A 19,095-nucleotide genomic window follows, 5' to 3' on the forward strand; every position below is an offset into this window, starting at 1 on the left:
TTAAATGAGGATGAACCAACATATATTTTGACGATACGTAATATCTGATTCCAGAGAAAATGCTGATATGAGTTTGGGGAGGTGTTATAAAATAGACAGGGTTTAAAAAAAGGTTGTGTTTTAAGTCCCTTATTATCGGTTCAAGTGTGCATGTGACTAGCATGTAACTAGCATATGACCAGGATTAACTTCCGATAATCCTCCGATCAAATCGGAAGATAATCGGAGGTTAATGCTAGTCATATGCTAGTTACATGCAGGACATAACCAGTTCAGACAGTATTTGGCCTCGCCATGGCAATGACGAACGACGATACTATTTCCATCGTAAGCATTGGAACGTTGTTAAGGTATGTTGTTTGATAATCAATTAGTTGAGTGTTTTGTCCTGTTCCTGTCGCTACAATTTTCTCATTTTTTGCTACAAAAGTTACAGCCCCGGCGACGTATTGATCGGTACTTTATACCGACAATACAAAATTCCACCATGAAGAGAGTATCACGTTATGTAAGCACGTAACATGGCTTATGCCTGTGTTGCATTTCTTACCTGGCCAACACCACCTACGGCCAAGTTTTAATTCTATTCCAGGAACTGAGCGACAATCCACCATCCATCCTCAGACTTCCAGTCTTGCATCCCGGTTTGCCATTACCCCCTTTAAAACCAATTTCTATATGAACAAAATGCCAAAAATTACCGCATGTTTGCTGCTTGTCAAGCTGCTCTTATTTTCCACGTTTCTGGCCAATGCCCAGAACCGTACTGTCAGGGGGAAGGTCGCGTCGGCCGACAAAGGGGCGCCGCTGGCCAATGTAACAGTATTATTAAAAGGGGCCAATACCAGGACTACAACTGATGCAAATGGTAACTTTTCTATCCCTGTACCTGGCAACAATGCCGTACTGTTGTTTTATTTAGTGGATTATACTACCCGGGAGATCCCGGTAGGGGACAAGACTACGCTGGACGTGGCCCTGGAACTGAAAAACGAGAACCTGGGCGAAGTTATCGTGGTGGGATACGGAACGGTGAAAAAGTCGGACGTCACCGGATCTGTTGTGTCGCTGAAATCGAAAGACCTCACACCCGGCGCCAATATTAACGTCGAACAGACATTGATGGGGCGTGCCTCCGGTGTGCAGGTATACCAGAAAAGTGGTGAGCCGGGCAGCGCGATGAGTGTAAAGATCCGTGGGGCCAGTTCCATTACGGCAGGCAACGACCCTTTGTATGTGATAGACGGAATGCCGGTGAACAACCTTGCCCCCGTAACAGGTAGCGGAGCCGGTTTTGTGGCCACGCCCAATCCCCGTAACCCGCTGAACAGTCTGAACCCTTCGGATATTGAGTCCATCGAGATATTAAAGGACGCTTCCGCTACGGCCATCTACGGTTCCCGTGGTTCCAACGGTGTGGTGATGATCACCACCAAAAAAGGCAAGAGCGGAAAGTTAAGCGTCAACTACAGCACCTACTATGGTGTGCAGAAAGCTTCCAACTCGCTGGACCTGCTGACAGGCCCGCAATATAAAGAGGTATTGAACGCCATCATTGATGCCGGCGGTGGGGTGGCCTCCGAAAGGGTGACCAACGACCCGGTGAATGTAGACTGGCAACAGGAGCTGTACCGTTCTGCCAATGTGCAAAGTCATGACCTTTCTTTCTCCGGCGGGAAGGACAATACACGGTTCTACGCATCCCTGGGTTATTTCAACCAGGAGGGCGTGGTGCAAAATTCTTCCGTAAAACGATACACCGCCCGGTTCAACCTCGAGAACAGCGTTGCACAGAAATACGCGTTCGGTGTTAATTTTAATACATCTTATATCAGGGATAACTACAATTCCATCGGTATAGGCGTGAATGAGAACGGCAGCGCATTGTATGCCGCTATCAATTATGATCCTTCCTATCCGGTGTATAATGAGACTGGTGGTTATAACCGCTCGCCTTATATGACCACCATCGACCATCCGCTGATACTCATAAACGGGCAGTATGCCAACAGTGATGGTTTCAGGACCTTCGGTACCGTGTATGGCGAGTATTTCTTTATACCTGGTCTTTCACTTAAGCTGAAGGGATCTGGCGATGTGAATATCACCCAGCGGAATACCTGGCTGGACCCATCCACGATACTCGGATCTCCTACCGGAGGTGTCGCCTCTATCAACACCGGTAATGTGAACTATTACATGGGAGAGGCGACAGTGAACTACAAAAAGGACTTTGGAAAGGACCATGTCGTGAACGCAGTAGCGGGTAGCACATATGAGCACTTCGGTTCCAATTCCTTCGGCGGCAATGGCCGCGGGTATGCCTTGCCTGATCTTACCTACAATGCGATAGGCACCGGCAACAGTACATTGAACCAGATCGGCAGCGGCCGGGCGTCTACGAAGATCGTTTCCTTCCTGGGACGAGTGAACTATACCTTTAAGGACCGTTACCTGCTCACCGCCAGCTTCAGGGCAGATGGCTCTTCCAGGTTTGGTCCCAATCACCGCTTCGGCTATTTTCCTTCTGCCGCGCTGGCCTGGAAAATGCATGAAGAATCTTTCCTGAAGAGAGCCAATTTTATTGATGAACTGAAGTTCAGGGTGAGCTATGGTGTAATCGGCAACCAATCCATCGCCAACTATCTTTATATCACTACATTCTCCGGTGGAGGGGATGCTGTATTTGGTGGAAACCGTTATACTTCCCTGGCGCCTTCCCGTGTGGCCAATCCTGACCTGAAATGGGAAGCGGCTAAACAGGCAGATATCGGTATCGACTTTGCGTTGTTCAACAGTCGCCTTACGGGTTCCATTGAATATTATGACCGGCGTACCTCCGACCTGTTGCTGGATCTTCCGCAGCCTTTAAGCACCGGTTTCGGTGTAAAAACACAGAACATCGGCCGTATGAAAAATACCGGTATAGACTTGCATCTTGCCGGCGACGTAATACGCAGCAAGGGAGGATTTAACTGGAATATAGGTGCTGTGTTGTCTACCGTGAAAAATGAGGTGCTGAGCCTTGGACCCTTGTCGCAGATCCTTACCGGTGGTGCAGGCTTTATTGCTAATGCCAGCATCATCAAGCCAGGTGCCTCCCTGGGATCTTATTACGGATATGACGTGCTGGGCGTATGGCAAACGCACGATGACTTCTCCAATGCGCCAACAGGTGTTAAGCCGGGAGATATGAAATACAGGGATCTTGATAATAATAAACAGATCAATGCTGACGACCGGGTTATCCTCGGTAAGTCATTACCAGACTTTACCTACGGTATCACCAATACGTTTGCATTCAGAAGGCTCTCTCTGTCAGTATTCCTGGAAGGCTCACAGGGCGCCAGCATATTGAACAATGCCGCCATAGACAGTTATTTCCCTGTCAGCTTCAGGAGAAACAAACTGGCAGAGCTTTACCTGAATCGATGGACACCGGAGAATCCTACCAACAAATACCCATCATTTGTAAACCCTACTTCACAGGGACAGCAAACGGTCAACTCAAGGACGGTGGAAGATGCGTCTTACCTGCGTCTGCAATCTGTGCGGCTCAGCTACGACTTCAACCTGCGCAACAAAGTGATAAAAGGATTGCAGGCTTACGTGACAGGTCAGAACCTGTTCACCATTACCAACTATTCAGGTATTGATCCGGCTGTGAACTCTATCGGTGATGATATCCTGAAGATAGACTACAGCTCTTATCCGATGACCCGCAGCTTTTTATTTGGGGTAAATGTTCAATTCTAAAAACGGTTTTATGCAGAAATTCATCATACTATCTTTCATTATCGTTTCCCTGCTAACGCATACAGCATGTGAGAAGACGCTCGACGTAACGCCTCCGGGGGAGTTTGCGCCGGGCAATGTGTTGACAACGGAAAAAGGTATCCGTTCTGTATTGTTCTCTTCCTATGCCGGTATACAAAATCCGACACCTTCACGTTACCTGATCAATAATGCAGAAGTGACTACAGACATCGGTTATAATACCGGTGGCGCAGAGAACCTGACCCTGGTGCAGCTGATCAATTTTACATGGGATGCGTCGCTGGGCACTTTGCAGGCGGATGTATGGGCGCCTACCTACCGCACTATCCGCGATGCGAATATTGTACTGGAGAATATTGCCAATGTAAATACATCAGATGCAAACCGCAAGATATACGCTGCGGAGGCCCGGTTTCTGAGAGCATATGCCTATGACCTGTTGTACAAATGGTTTGGCCCTGTTCCGTTGCGTACATCAACAGCTTCTGAAGCCACGCTTGCGAGAGCTACTGACGAACAAATGAAGACTTTTATTGAAGCAGAGCTGACAGCAGCTATTACCGATCTGCCGGAACCCGGGAAGGAAGAGGCTTTCGCAAGGGCCAACAAAGGTATGGCCTGGAGTGTGCTGGCAAAATTCTATCTCAATACCCGGCAGTGGCAGAAGGCAGCAGATGCTTGTCAGCAGGTAATCGGTTTTAACTATTATCAGTTGTTCCCGGCTTATCAGAATATGTTCAGAGTGGAGAACGAAGGGAACAGGGAAATGATCCTGGTGCATCCCTGCCGGAACCAGGAAGGTTTTGGCAACTGGTACACAGCAGGAGCGCTGCCTCCAGGCTTCAGAACATCTGACCAGATCCCCGAGTATGTATGGACTTCATCAATGGCCAACTTTGCCACACAGTACAGAATGCGCTCAGCATTCACCAACACCTTCGATACCATCAACGACAAACGGTCGATACTGTTGCTGCGTCACTACGTGAATGCAAACAATCAATGGGTAAACCTGCTATCTACACCCGACAATGTGAGAAGCCTGAAATACTGGGACAATGCTACCGTGGGTAATCACAGTGGCAACGATGTGCCTATCATCCGGTATGCAGATATTCTGTTGAGCCGTGCAGAAGCCTTGAATGAATTGACCGGCCCTACGCAGGAAGCGCTGGATCTGATCAACCAGGTAAGAAGGAGAGCGGGCATTGCCGACCTTACTTCGACGGAAGCTACCGGTAAAGAGGTATTCAAAGACCTGATACTCCGTGAAAGAGCATGGGAGTTCTACAGCGAAGGACTGAGAAGGGAAGACCTGCTTCGTCATGATAAATTCATCTCTCTGGCGAAGGCAAGAGGCATTACCGCTGCTGCTGATAAACATAAGGTCTTTCCTATACCTCAGACAGAGATTGATGCGAACCGCGCGTGTAAGCAAAACCCGGATTATTGATCAACATCGTTAGCTAAAGGAAGTATTATACATGATGAAGTTAAGTATTGCAATTGCAGGACTGGTATGCCTGATTGCGCAAGTATCCTATGGACAGTCTGATAAGTACAGTAACCCGGCAGCGCCTGTAGGCAACCCGGCTTTAACAGTGCCATCATCCGTTGTACCGGTGATGGATCAGTGGATGCGGGACACTTACGTAATGACAGGACCGGACGGATATTATTACATGACAGGTACTACTGCAACACCCGGCCGCTCATTCCCGGCCGGCCGGGTGCATTGCTGGGATTACAATGATGGCCTGTATCTGTGGCGGTCGAAAGACCTGCAGCAGTGGGAGGCCATGGGATTGATCTGGAGCTTTGACAAGGACGCCGCAGATTGGCAGAAAAAAGGAAAACCATTGGAACCGGGCGCCATGTCGCCCAACAAAGATCTGCTGGATTCGTTTTATCGTGCTGTATGGGCGCCGGAGTTGCATTACATCAGCAGTAAGAAGAAGTGGTTGTTAATAGCCTGTATGAATGGCGGGGCCGGTTCTTTTGTGCTGGAAAGCATTTCAGGTAAGCCGGAAGGACCATACAGGAATATTAAAGGGAATGAGCGGAAGGCTATTTTTCCCAATATTGATCTCAGCCTTTTTGAAGATGAGAAGGGTCAGGTATATCTGATAGGGCACAATCACTTTATTGCGAGAATGAAAGCGGACCTCAGCGATGTGGCCGAGCCGTTCCGAAAGCTGATAGAAAAGCCCTACAATCCGGACCCGTATATTGAAGGCGTTTTCATCACGAAACATAACAACAGGTATCAGTTGCTGCAAACCGTTTGGTCTGTTAAAAAAGCGGATGGCACTTTTACTTATCTGCGCAATGATAAGAACAGGCAGGATTCTTTATACAGTTATGATGTAGTGGTAGCAGAAGCTGATAATATTTACGGTCCTTACGGTCCCCGTTATGCTGCTATTTTACAAGGTGGTCATAACAATATCTTTAAGGACAAAAGTGGCCAGTGGTGGTCAACCACCTTCTTTAATCCAAGGGGGATCATGGGTACAAAGTTTACGGTAACATGCAGGCCTGGCCTGGTGCCGGTAAAGTGGGCAGATGGTAAATTAAGGCCAGATGCTGAGCGCGCGGCCAGTTTTTACAGCGCTATAAAATCAAATTAAACATGATCAGGAAAATATTTACAGCTATCATTGCACTGTTTCCTACTGTGATGTATGCTCAGGAAATAGGCGCTAACTTTAATCATGATCCTGAGATCATTGATCTTGTATATCTGCGGAAAACGCCTGTAGAATGGATCCGCACCACTCCTTACATTTTTGAGTATATAAGAGGCGAGAAAGATCCAGCTACGGCACCGGGACTGCAAAAGGTAATTGACGCCAAAAAAGCTGGTTATAAAGTAGCGTTCGGTTTTCGCTGGGATTTTAAGAAATATAAATTGCGGATTCCTGAACCCGGCTCCGCAGAAGAGAAAAAGTATTTCGCAACAGCAACTGCTATACTCGATCGTGTAGGCGCTTATGTGGATATGTTCAAGTTAGGCAATGAGCCCAATCTTGAGACGATGGAACCCGACCTGCAGTTGAATACAGCAGGAGTGGCGCCGCTGGTAAGGTTTACGGAGCGGCTGTTGAATGAAGTGGTGGAGCCGTATTACAGGCAGCATCCGGGTCTTAAACGGCCGGATATTTATGCGGGCTCATTACCGGCCCTTTTTGAGAAAGAACAGCAGCAGAAACCGGGTGTGACAGGATTGATACGGTTGGCACAGGAGAATAGCCGCATTAAAGGACTGGCCATTCATTTACACATCAGCGACTCACTTGACATGGAAAATGCTTTCCGCTTTGTTCGCAGTATCATGCCAGACAAGCCAATCATTGTTCCGGAGTACTCTCTCTTCCGCCTGTATAACGGCCATGTGTCAGATGAACTAGGGAGTAGTAAAGCAGGTATCAACTTTGCCAACAAGTATCACTATCCTCCCGGCATGAAGTTGTACCAGTGGTATAGCAAGGCCAATACGGAGAAGGTAAGCGCAGGTGAATGGGCTGATCTGTTTGCATCGCGTTCCTGGTTTCCGCCACATTTTATGCAGACGTATTACAGGTACTTCAGGAAGTATGGTGTAGTGCTGGCTACCTACGGATACCTTAGCCAGTCTGCGCCTGCGAAGGTCGGTCCCGGCACTGCTATATGGTTCGTCAATCCGATCTTCCCTATGAAAAGCCTGCAGCCGCAGGCAGATGGGTCCTATACGCCCAATCCTCTATGGTTTAATGACTTTATAGATATTGTCAATCATGGAAAGAAAAAATAAAGGTGCTATCATACTGCTTCTGCTTGCGCTTTTTGCAGTACGATGGACAGATGCAGCGGCCCAGTCGGGGCCCAACATCATTATCCTGTATGCTGACGATCTGGGCTACGGCGATGTGGGATGTTATGGCGCATCAGCTGTGAAAACGCCCAATGTTGACCGTCTGGCAGCTAAGGGCGTACGGTTTACCGATGCACATTGTACTGCAGCTACCTGTACGCCGTCGAGGGTTTCATTGCTTACCGGCATCTATGCTTTCAGAAAGAAGGCGGCTGTGCTGCCAGGCGATGCTCCGCTGTTGATCCAGCCGGGTACAGTTACCTTGCCCGGCATGTTACAACAGGCCGGGTATACCACTGCCGTAATAGGTAAATGGCATTTAGGTTTAGGTAATGGTGTCATTGACTGGAACGGACATATTGCGCCGGGACCTAACCAGCTTGGGTTTGACTACTCTTTTATTATTCCCGCCACAACAGACCGGGTACCCACGGTATTTGTGGAAAATGGGAGCGTACCTAACCTGGACCCAAAAGATCCTATCGCTGTGAGTTACGCCGGAAAGATCGGAAATGAACCTACCGGGCTGTCAGATCCGCAGTTGCTGAAGCAGCGCGCCGATACGCAGCATAGTAATACCATTGTCAATGGCATCAGCAGGATTGGCTTTATGACAGGAGGAAAGCAGGCCAGGTGGATTGATGAGGACATTCCGCTGGTTCTGAACGATAAGGCAAAGGATTTTATTATCCACCATAAGAACCAGCCATTTTTTCTTTATTATCCTTTCCCGAATATACATGTGCCCCGGGCGCCCAACAAGCGATTTGCAGGTGTAACAAAGCTGGGTCCCCGCGGCGATGTGATTGCGGAGATGGACTGGATGGTGGGCGAGGTCACACAGCTACTGGATTCGCTGGGGATAGCAGAAAATACATTGATTATATTCAGCAGCGATAACGGTCCTGTGCTGAATGACGGCTATGAAGACCTTGCCGATAAGCGCAACAATGGTCACCAGCCCGCACGCATATTCAGAGGTGGCAAATACAGTGCATTTGAAGCGGGTACCCGGATGCCTACCATCACTTACTGGCCCGGAACCATTAAGCCCGGCGTTTCGGCTGCTCTGAGTTCACAGGTAGATCTGCTGGCATCTCTGGCAGCATTAACTGGTCAACAGCTGCCGGCAGGTGCAGGGCAGGATAGTCGTAATGCATTGGACGTATGGTTGGGGAGGTCAAAGCAGGGCCGGACATATCTGCTGGAAGAGTCTTATACACTTTCCCTCCGCAGGCATATGTGGAAGTATATTGCTCCGCAGGAGAATCCGGTACCTGAATGGCTGAAGAACAAGAAAATTGAACCGGGGCTGGAGCAGGTGCCACAGCTGTATGATCTGAAAAAGGATCCCGGCGAAAAGCATAATGTGGCGGATCAGCATCCTGAAATTGTAAAAGCATTGAAAGCAGAACTGGAAAAAATAATACTATGAAAGCGCTGGCTGTATTTTTATCATCGATCGTTTTATTATCCTGTGCGGGAAGTCGTAAGAACAACAAGACTGCAGCGGGCACGGACGAGCGGCCTAATATTGTACTGATATTGGCAGATGACCTCGGGTATTCTGACATTGGCTGTTATGGCGGCGAAATACAAACGCCCAACCTGGATTACCTGGCAGCAAACGGCCTGCGGTTCAGGCGTTTCTACAATACTTCGCGTTGCTGTCCTACGAGGGCTTCATTGCTTACCGGTTTATATAACCAGCAGGCGGGCATTGGCGAAATGACCGCAGAAAGGAGCGAACCAGGGTACCGTGGTTACATTACAGAGAACACCGTTACGCTGGCAGAAGTGCTGAAAGATGCGGGTTATCACACCGCTATGTCGGGCAAGTGGCATGTATCCAATACAGTTGAGCAGCCGTCAGCCGAAGCACAGTTGAAATGGCTGAACCATCAGGCTTCCCATCCTTATTTTTCGCCCGTGGAGCAATACCCGGTGAACAGGGGATTTGAAAAGTACTATGGCAACATCTTCGGGGTGGTGGATTATTTTGATCCTTTCAGTCTGGTGAATGGCACTACACCTGTCGAGAATGTGCCTAAAGACTATTATCATACAGACGCCATCAATGACACTGCTGTCAGCTATATCAAAACATTCAGTAAGAACGATAAACCCTTTTTCCTGTATGTAGCGCAAACAGCGCCACACTGGCCCCTGCAGGCATTGCCGGAGGATATAAAGAAATATGAGCAGACCTATAAAGCAGGCTGGGATGCCATCAGGGAAGCCCGCTATAAAAAGATGGTGGCACAAGGGCTGATCAATCCGGCGACTACGCCCTTATCACCTCGTCTCAACAAGAACCTGAGCTGGGAAAACAATCCCGATAAGGAATGGGATGCAAGAGCGATGGCGGTGCATGCGGCGATGATAGACCGCATGGACCAGGGTATTGGCCGCATCATCCAGGCATTGCGGGAAACCGGTAAGCTAGACAACACGATCATCGTGTTCCTGAGCGACAATGGTGCAAGTCCTGAAAACTGTATGCGGTATGGACCTGGCTTTGATCGTCCGGGTCAAACCAGGGATGGACAGGAGATCCACTATCCTGTGAAAAAAGATGTACTCCCTGGTCCGCAGACCTCTTTTGCTTCCATTGGCGACAGGTGGGCCAATGTGGCGAATACGCCGTATCAGTATGCCAAGGCACAGTCTTATGAAGGAGGCGTACGCACGCCTATGATCGTATACTGGCCCAAAGGTGTGAAGGCGAAAGGAGGATTTACGGATCATATGGGACATGTGATGGATTTTATGCCCACTTTCCTGCAGGTGGCAAAAGCCCGTTATCCTGAAACTTATAAGGGGCATAATATCACGCCATATACCGGTGTCAGCTTGCTGCCCACATTTGAAGGAAAGGAACGCCAGGAACATAAAGCATTGTACAACGAGCACTTCAACGCCCGCTATGTACGTGAAGGAGAGTGGAAACTGGTATCGTTGGCCGGCGATACTACCTGGCGTTTGTACAAGATTGATCAGGACGAAACGGAGCTGAACAACCTGGCTGGCCAGCATCCGGATGTAGTCTCCAGAATGGCCGCTCAATGGAGGCAGTGGGCCAATACACACAATGTTTTTCCTAAACCCGGTAAAAAGTAAAATACATGTTTACAAGAAGAGTAATGATGCTGATGGCCTGTAGCCTGTTATTTATCAACATAGTTTCAGCACAAAACAGATGGTCTGCCGAAAAGGCGAATGAATGGTATGCTAAACAGGGATGGCTGAGAGGAAGTAATTTCCAGCCCTCCACTGCCATCAATCAGCTGGAGATGTTCCAGGCAGAATCGTTTGATACCGCTACTATCAACCGCGAGCTCGGCTGGGCCGAAAACCTGGGGCTCAATGTGATGAGGGTATACCTGCATCACCTGGCCTGGGCAGCAGATAAAGCCGGATTCAAGAAGCGATTGGATACCTATCTGGCGATCTCTTCCAGGCACCACATTAAAACCCTGTTCGTGTTTTTTGATGATTGCTGGAATGATACGGCCTGGCTGGGAAAACAGCCGGCGCCTAAAACAGGTGTGCATAATTCCGGCTGGGTAAGAGATCCGGGCACGATGATCTACACCCATCCAGATACCATGAAAGTACTGGAAGCATACGTAAAGGACGTGCTGACGACTTTCAAAAATGATGACCGCATCCTGCTGTGGGACCTTTACAATGAACCGGGCAACAACAAACAGTTCGGTAAAAGCATGCCTTTGTTGCAAAAGGTATTTCAATGGGCATGGGAAGTAAGACCTTCGCAGCCGGTAAGCGCGGGCGTTTGGAATGATGGGCCTGCCTTTAAAGAACTGAACAAATTCCAGCTGGAAAATTCGGATGTGACTACCTATCACAATTATGCGTACATTGACGATCACAAGCATACCATCGATACATTGAGAAAGTACGGCAGGCCTATGATCTGTACGGAATATATGGCGAGAAGGAACGGCAGTTTATTCCAGCTGATCATGCCGTTGCTGAAGGCGGAAAATGTAGGTGCTATCAACTGGGGATTTGTAAGTGGGAAAACCAATACCATCTATGCCTGGGATACGCCAATGCCAGATGGCAAAGAACCGCAGTTATGGTTCCATGACATTTACAGAAAAGATGGAACACCTTTCAGTAAAGAGGAAGAGACCTTTATAAAAAAGCTGTGTAAATAAAAGCAGTATTCATGTGAGGTTCCATAAGGGAACGAAAAGGACAAACATTAGTGGATGAAGAGATTGATTTTTTACTGTCTGCTATTCCTATACAATCAGAGCGTTGGGCAGCAGATACGCTTCCGGAACTATTCGGTGGCAGAAGGGCTGCCCTCCAGCACTGTGCGGGCTATTGCGCAGGATGATCAGGGTTATCTCTGGTTTGGTACGAAGAACGGGATCAGCCGTTTTGACGGTTACCAGTTCAGGAACTTCCAGTATAAAAAGAATGACTCGACTTCCCTGGGCAACAACTTCATACACTGCATCGCGCAGATAGACAGTATCCACTTGTGGATAGGTACTGAAAACGGCGTCTACATACTTGACCTGGAGAAAGAGCAGTTCTCTCATTTCGGTTCACCGAAGGAACAAAGTGTTTTTGACATCATGCGGGATAAAGATGGTATCGTCTGGTATACCTCGCGGCTGAATGGCTTATACCGCTATGATCCTGTGAAAAAAATGCTGAACAATTTCAGGGCTGGCAATTCACGCTTGTCCAGCGACCAGGTTACCCGGATGGCGCAGGATGACGATGGGAATATCTGGATTGGCACCTTTGGAAGTGGTATTGATATTTACAACCCATCAACCGGATCGTTCACCAACGTGCGTTCCGGAACAAGTGGTCTGAGTAATGATTTCATCAATGCGGTATACAAAGGAACGGATGGTGTAATGTGGGTAGGCACCATGAATGGTGGTTTGTGTAAATGGCAACCGCAGCAACGCACTTTCCGTGCTTACCGTAATGACAGAAGTGGTTATTCCATTAACGACAATATTGTACGGGCTTTGTGCCAGGTGTCTCCCGACAAGCTATATGTAGGTACCGAGAAAGGGCTGAATGTGCTTGATATTGCAACAGACAGGTTCACTGTATATACCAACCATGGTAACGATCCGTTCAGCATCAGCGATAATGCTATCTATTCACTGTTCCCTGATAAGGCAGGCACCATGTGGGTGGGTACCTTCTTTGGAGGAGCCAGTTACTTTAATGAGAAGGGGCCGGCTTTTGAGCTGTACTATCCTACAGGAGAGCAACATTCCCTGTCCGGCCGTGCCGTGAGCTCTTTCCTGGAAGATGGTCCGGGGAAATTGTGGGTAGGTACGGAAGATGGCGGTCTTCAATACTTCAACACCCTCACACGCACCTTTCAGCAATACCCTTTTCTGCCCGGTCAGCAGCCACTATCGTATCATAATATTCATACATTACTAAGAGACAAAGCTGGTAACATCTGGATAGGTTTGTTTGCCGGCGGTGTGAATGTGCTTGATCCAAAAACAGGCAGGGTAGCATATTTTAAGCATCAGCCGGAAAATATTCATTCACTAAACAGTAATCATGTTTTCTGCATTTACCAGGACAGGGATAATACGATGTGGATTGGGACGGACAAGGGGCTAGACCAGTATGACAGCGGACGTCGTGATTTTACAAGAGTACTGCAGGAAGGCGTAAACAATACTATCATCTATGACATTTATGAAGACGATAATAAAACCTTATGGTTTGCCACCTATAACAATGGTCTGATATACCACAACAAGAAAACGGAGCAGTGGGGTAAGGTAACGGCAGATGGCATGATCAAGCTGACTTGTCTGCTTGATGATCGCCAGGGTAATCTTTGGATCGGTTCAGATGGTGGAGGCCTGCATAAGTATAACTTTAGCACAAAACAGGTGGAGCCATACAATGATAAAGCAGGCATCAATGCGAATGTGGTGTATGGCATCCGGCAGGATGATGCAGGGCAGATCTGGATCACTACTAATAACGGTATTTATAGTATAGATCCTGCAAAAGGGAAAGCGAGACACTTTACCCCGCAGGACAATCTCCAAAGCCGGCAGTTCAATTACAGGGCATTTTATAAAACATCTGATGGTAAGCTGTTTGCCGGCGGTATTAAGGGCTTTAATGCTTTTTATCCTGAGAAGGTAGCTACTGCTACAGATAAGGTCCGTGTATCTTTCACCAACTTCCAACTATTCAATAAGCAGGTACCTGTGTCTGAAGACGGGCCATTGCAGAAGCAGATCAATTACACCGATAGACTTGTGTTACAGCATGACCAGTCGGTCATCAGCTTTGAATTTGCAGCCCTCAATTTCAGTGCGCCGGAGAAACTGAGCTATGCCTACAAGATGGAAGGGTTTGATCCGGACTGGAACTACGTGGGTGATCAGCGCAAGGCAACGTATACGAATTTGTCGCCCGGCTCTTATACGTTCAGGGTAAAGGCTACGGCTGAAAAAAATAACTGGGATGTGCCTGAATCTACGATGAAACTGGTCATACGACCGCCATTCTACAAAACCACAGTAGCATATATCATATTCACTTTGCTGGCGCTGGCGGTGGCCTACTGTATATACCGGTATTCGTCCAATTACATCCGCAGAAAAAATCAGATTAAGATAGAACGTCTGAAGAACAAGGAAGAGCAGGCGTTTTATGCCAGGAAGATTGAATTCTTTACGGTGATGGCGCATGAAATAAGAACACCTTTATCACTGATCATTGCGCCATTGGAGAAGTTGCTTGCTATGAATAAATGGCAACGCGAAGAAAAAGAGCAACTGGCTATTATGGATGAGAATGCGGAGCGATTGATGGACCTCGTAAATCAGCTGCTCGATTTCCGCAGAATAGAAAGTGATGCGTATGAGATCCGGAAAGAGGAGGTGGAGATCATATCGCTGGTGCAGTCCATCTATTCCCGTTTTTCTTCCCTGCCTTACCAGAAAGATATTGAGTTCACGATGAGTACCCGGGTGAGCCGGTTATTGCTGCAGGCAGATCCTGAAGTATTGAACAAGATATTGAGTAATCTTCTCATCAACGCATTCAAGTTTGCAAAGAAGAAAGTGAACATCACCGTATTTGATATGGCAGGTGCTGAAGGTGAAGAACCGCGTCTTTGCATTAGTGTGGAGGATGACGGCATTGGTATACCAGCTGCAAATATGAAGAATATCTTCAAACAGTTTTTTACCACAGCCAGGGAAAGCCAGGAATACCACAATCTGGGTGGCACAGGCATTGGCCTGGCGCTGGCCAGTTCACTAGCTGAGAAGCACGGTGGAAAGTTGCTGGTGGAAAGCAGGGAAGGTGAGAAGACTATTTTCACGTTGGAACTGCCGGTCACGGAACAGCACCCGGTACGGCAGGAGCAGCACTATGAAGAAGGAATGATGGACGAAGAGCAACCATTGATCTTGGTGGTGGAGGACGATGCGTCCATACAAGCATTCCTTGCAGGAAGTTTCCAGGAAAGCGGGTATAATGTGGTGAAAGCAGCTAATGGGAAAGTAGCCATGCAGCTGATAGAGGCTCATTCCATAGATCTGATCATCTCCGATATTATGATGGCGGAGATGGATGGTCTGGAGTTATGTTACCAGGTGAAAACCAATATCGAATACAGTCATATTCCTTTCATATTGCTTACAGCCAAGGGAAACAGCGAATCGGAACTGAAGGGCATAGAGGCGGGCGCTGATGCCTATATTATGAAGCCGTTCAAGTGGAAACATATTGCGGCGGTGGTAAAGAACCTGATCGCTTCCAGAGAAAAGCTGCGCCTGAAATACTCAGAACAACCCAACAGTGATGTGAGTGTGCTGGCTACTAACAGCCGCGACAAGGCATTTATGGAGAAGGTGGTAAGCATTATTGAAGCACGTATCATCGACCCGCAACTTTCCGTAGAGGAACTGAGCCGGGATATGGCGATGAGTCGTTCCAATCTGCATAAGAAACTGAAATCCCTTTCGGGATATGTACCCAATGAGCTGATAAAGGTGGTGAGGCTGAAACATGCGGCAAGATTGCTGCAGGCAGGCGAGCATACCGTGACGGAGGTTGCTTATATGACCGGATTTAGTTCACCGTCTTATTTTTCGAAGTGTTTTTTACAACAGTTTAAGGTAACGCCAAAAGAGTATGCCGATAATAAAACGAAGCCCGGTGCGCAGGATGTGGAGGATCTGATGAAGAAGGGGTAGAGGGGCAGCATTAGTTTTTTTCTCAGAAATGGTACTATCCGGTTACTAGTACGACATCTTATTGACATCCTATTAATAACCATTAGCTATCCTTGAAAAGGTGCGGGGCTACCCTGGTGTAGACCACTCAGCATCAAGCCTTAAAATCAAATCAATGAGAACAAAACAATGGATCAGAGCAGGGGTGATGTCCTTTGCTTTTATGATGACCTCCCTATTATCTTTTGCGCAGTTTAGAGTGATCGGATATGTGCCCTCGTGGTCGGGCGATGTAAATGCTGTGCAATACAGTAAGCTGACTCATATTAATTACGCATTTGTATTACCCACCGCTACAGGTGGCTTGCAGGGCGTTGACAATCCTTCCAAGCTGCAAAGCCTTGTTTCTCTGGCCCACGCTAATGGCGTTAAAGTACTGATCTCTGTTGGTGGCTGGAACAATGGAGATGACAGCGGATTTGAATCGTTAGCAGCGAATAGTACCTACCGTACCAACTTCACTAACAGTATCATGAATTTTGTTAATCAGTATAACCTGGATGGTGCTGATATTGACTGGGAGTATCCGGATCCGGGAGCTTCTGCCAATAACTATGTTGCGTTGATGACACAGCTGGCCACTGCTTTACATGCACAGGGTAAACTGTTGACTGCGGCTGTTATAGGTACTGGTGGTGAAGGTGTATCAAGCGCCGTATTTTCTCAGGTAGATTTCCTGAACCTGATGGCGTATGATTTTAACAACTTTGATCACTCCACTTATGCATATGCATCACAATCCATAGCTTACTGGAAGGGTAGGGGATTGCCTGCGAGCAAGACTGTACTGGGTGTGCCTTTTTATGGTCGTCCGAGCTGGGAAAGTTATGCTGCATTGATAGCAAGAGGTGCTAGTCCTTATGCAGACACTTATAACGGTGTTGGTTATAACGGTATTACTACTATGAAAAGCAAGACTGATCTGGCCTGGGATCAGGGTAGTGGTATTATGATCTGGGAACTTTCCCAGGATGCTGTTGGCACTTATTCACTGCTTTCCGCTATCCACGATCAGGTGATTGTAAGAGGCGGTGGCGGCGGAGGTAACAAAGCGCCGGTAGTGAATATTACATCTCCTGCAGCGAATGCTTCATTTAATGCACCGGCTGCTGTTACTATCACAGCATCTGCTTCTGATCCGGATGGATCCGTTACTAAAGTGGAGTTTTACAACGGCAGTGTTAAGCTGGGAGAGGCTACTTCCAGCCCTTATAGCTATACATGGACAAATGTAGGAGCTGGTAATTATACGCTGAGTGCCAAGGCTACTGATAACGCTGGCGCGGTTACTACTTCTGCGACTGTGGCTATTGTAGTAAACGGCACTGGTGGTAATTCCTGTGATGGTATTGCCGCATGGTCTGCCAGCGCAGTTTATACCGGCAACATGCAGGTTGTTTACAACAACAAAATATATACTGCTAAATGGTGGACGCAGAATGAACAACCTGATACGCATAGTGGTGATGGACAGGTGTGGAAGTATGAAAGAGATTGCGGTGGTGGTACCAATCCAGGTAACACGTCTCCTGTAGTAAGTATTACTTCTCCTGCAGGTGGTGCTTCATTCACAGCTCCTGCTTCAGTGACTATTACAGCTGCTGCAAGCGATGCAGATGGTAGTATTGCGAAAGTAGCGTTCTATAATGGTAGTACTAAACTGGGTGAAGCGAGCGGTGCGCCATATACTTATACCTGGACCAATGTAGCAGGAGGCAGTTATACGCTGACTGCGATTGCTACAGATAATGGTGGCGCTACCACTACCAGCGCTGGTGTGAATATCACAGTGAACGGATCAGGAGGAACAGGTAACTGTGCCGGTGTGGCTGCTTATGCAGCATATCCTTCTGTGTATAATATCGGCGACAAGGTGGTGTATAATGGTTATCTGTATGAGTCGCTCGCTAATGGGCTGTATAATGTAACACCGGGAACGGCGGATTATTGGTGGAAGCCACTGGGCGCTTGTTCCGGCAGTGCGAAGCTGGCGGCTGTAAATGTGAAAACTGTCAGTCCTGCGCCGGTGGTTAAGTCACTGGTTGTTTATCCGAATCCTGTCACTGGTTCAACCATGCAGATTCAGGTGAATGCAGCAGCGGCTGAGAAGATTTATGTGGAGATATGGGGGATTAAAGGCGGAAAACCTGTGTTGCGTAAGGAGTATGTGGCTAATGGAAAAGGTCAGCAACTGATCAGTGTTGATATTAGTAGCGTGCCGCAGGGTACGTGGATTATTAAGACGGTTAATGCGGCTGGTACGCGTAAAGAAAGTGCGAAGGTAGTTCGCATGTAGTTTTAAATAGGTGAAATGAAAAGGGGCCGTCTCGGGAGAGGCGGCCTTTTTTGGTTGGGGACTTTAGCAACAGCGCACCACTGGCGTAATATTTGAACCTTTTTACGGGAATAATGGCTCTGACTGATGAATACAAAAGGTAAATTCTACTCCGGCACGAGCGGACTGGTGCTGCCCGTTGCAAACAAGCTGGCTTTCCCGCCAGCTTACAAGGATAAAAGCAGGCTTTCCTATTATGCGTCTATGTTCAACAGTCTGGAAGTGAACAGCTCATTTTATAAGGTTCCCATGCCTACTACTACCAGGCGATGGGCAACAGAAGTACCGGAGGACTTTAAGTTTACATTTAAATTATTCAAAGGCATTACCCATAATAAAGAGCTTGTTTTTGAAGAGGAACTGGTACAAAAGTTTATGCATGTGATTGATCAGGTAGGGGACAAGAAAGGCGCTTTATTAGTACAATTCCCTGCCGGTATTCATTACGACAGTTGCTCACAATTGGAACGTCTGCTGAGCAGCATCCGGCAGTGCGATCCGAAGAAGACATGGGACTTATGTATTGAGTTCAGACATATGTCGTGGTACCAGAAGGAGACCTATAAGTTGTTAAAGAAATATCACGCGGCAATGGTCATGCACGATATGCCTAAATCCCTTCCTCCGCAGATAGCATCCCGGCTCAAATTCGAATATGTGCGGTTTCACGGACCTGCAGGTGACTATAAAGGCGGTTATACTGATGAAGTGTTACAGGTATATGCAGATAAGATCGATGCCTGGTTAAAAGAAGGGAAGACCGTTTATGTTTATTTCAACAATACTATTGGCGATGCACTTAAAAACTTGATAAAGCTCACTGAATCTATTGTAAAATAAGCGCA

10 protein-coding genes are annotated in these 19,095 nt (G+C 47.6%); all 10 read left to right on the forward strand.

Annotation, left to right across the window (positions count from 1 at the left end; genetic code table 11):
* Nucleotides 1–678 precede the first annotated feature (678 nt).
* Nucleotides 679–3,756 carry a SusC/RagA family TonB-linked outer membrane protein gene (locus L3C95_RS08495; RefSeq protein WP_236386682.1) on the forward strand — a complete coding sequence of 1,026 codons (3,078 nt, stop codon included), beginning with the start codon at nt 679–681 and terminating at the stop codon, nt 3,754–3,756.
* 10 nt (nt 3,757–3,766) lie between these two features.
* Nucleotides 3,767–5,230 carry a RagB/SusD family nutrient uptake outer membrane protein gene (locus L3C95_RS08500; RefSeq protein WP_236386686.1) on the forward strand — a complete coding sequence of 488 codons (1,464 nt, stop codon included), beginning with the start codon at nt 3,767–3,769 and terminating at the stop codon, nt 5,228–5,230.
* 31 nt (nt 5,231–5,261) lie between these two features.
* Nucleotides 5,262–6,407: a family 43 glycosylhydrolase gene (locus L3C95_RS08505; protein ID WP_236386689.1), complete on the forward strand. Its 1,146-nt coding sequence runs from the start codon at nt 5,262–5,264 to the stop codon at nt 6,405–6,407.
* Nucleotides 6,408–6,409: 2 nt separating this feature from the next.
* Nucleotides 6,410–7,570 (forward strand): hypothetical protein, encoded by a 1,161-nt coding sequence (locus L3C95_RS08510; protein ID WP_236386691.1) that lies wholly within the window; start codon nt 6,410–6,412, stop codon nt 7,568–7,570.
* Complete coding sequence (locus tag L3C95_RS08515; protein ID WP_236386695.1) at nt 7,554–9,065, forward strand: sulfatase-like hydrolase/transferase; 1,512 nt, start codon at nt 7,554–7,556, stop codon at nt 9,063–9,065. Before L3C95_RS08510 ends, L3C95_RS08515 begins: the two co-directional genes overlap by 17 nt.
* Nucleotides 9,062–10,750, forward strand: a complete 1,689-nt coding sequence (locus L3C95_RS08520; protein ID WP_236386697.1) for an arylsulfatase — start codon at nt 9,062–9,064, stop codon at nt 10,748–10,750. Before L3C95_RS08515 ends, L3C95_RS08520 begins: the two co-directional genes overlap by 4 nt.
* 5 nt (nt 10,751–10,755) lie before the next feature.
* The gene (locus L3C95_RS08525) at nt 10,756–11,814 is read left to right on the forward strand and encodes a glycoside hydrolase family 2 TIM barrel-domain containing protein (protein ID WP_236386700.1); all 1,059 of its coding nucleotides are present in this window, start codon (nt 10,756–10,758) and stop codon (nt 11,812–11,814) included.
* Between the two features lie 54 nt (nt 11,815–11,868).
* On the forward strand, nt 11,869–15,876 hold the full coding sequence (locus L3C95_RS08530; protein WP_236386702.1) for a hybrid sensor histidine kinase/response regulator transcription factor: 4,008 nt from the start codon (nt 11,869–11,871) through the stop codon (nt 15,874–15,876).
* A gap of 154 nt (nt 15,877–16,030) precedes the next feature.
* Nucleotides 16,031–18,211, forward strand: coding sequence for a glycosyl hydrolase family 18 protein (locus L3C95_RS08535; protein WP_236386704.1), 2,181 nt, complete (start codon nt 16,031–16,033; stop codon nt 18,209–18,211).
* 126 nt (nt 18,212–18,337) lie between these two features.
* Complete coding sequence (locus L3C95_RS08540) at nt 18,338–19,090, forward strand: DUF72 domain-containing protein (RefSeq protein WP_236386705.1); 753 nt, start codon at nt 18,338–18,340, stop codon at nt 19,088–19,090.
* Nucleotides 19,091–19,095: the final 5 nt, after the last annotated feature.

The organism is Chitinophaga filiformis, from assembly GCF_021646545.1.
Lineage (GTDB): Bacteria > Bacteroidota > Bacteroidia > Chitinophagales > Chitinophagaceae > Chitinophaga > Chitinophaga filiformis_A.

Coding starts and splice junctions, on each gene's coding strand:
- L3C95_RS08515 (WP_236386695.1), top strand. CDS start 7,554: ATGGAAAGAAAAAATAAAGGTGCTATCATACTGCTTCTGCTTGCGCTT.
- L3C95_RS08535 (WP_236386704.1), top strand. CDS start 16,031: ATGAGAACAAAACAATGGATCAGAGCAGGGGTGATGTCCTTTGCTTTT.
- L3C95_RS08500 (WP_236386686.1), top strand. CDS start 3,767: ATGCAGAAATTCATCATACTATCTTTCATTATCGTTTCCCTGCTAACG.
- L3C95_RS08525 (WP_236386700.1), top strand. CDS start 10,756: ATGTTTACAAGAAGAGTAATGATGCTGATGGCCTGTAGCCTGTTATTT.
- L3C95_RS08530 (WP_236386702.1), top strand. CDS start 11,869: ATGAAGAGATTGATTTTTTACTGTCTGCTATTCCTATACAATCAGAGC.
- L3C95_RS08540 (WP_236386705.1), top strand. CDS start 18,338: ATGAATACAAAAGGTAAATTCTACTCCGGCACGAGCGGACTGGTGCTG.
- L3C95_RS08495 (WP_236386682.1), top strand. CDS start 679: ATGAACAAAATGCCAAAAATTACCGCATGTTTGCTGCTTGTCAAGCTG.
- L3C95_RS08510 (WP_236386691.1), top strand. CDS start 6,410: ATGATCAGGAAAATATTTACAGCTATCATTGCACTGTTTCCTACTGTG.
- L3C95_RS08520 (WP_236386697.1), top strand. CDS start 9,062: ATGAAAGCGCTGGCTGTATTTTTATCATCGATCGTTTTATTATCCTGT.
- L3C95_RS08505 (WP_236386689.1), top strand. CDS start 5,262: ATGATGAAGTTAAGTATTGCAATTGCAGGACTGGTATGCCTGATTGCG.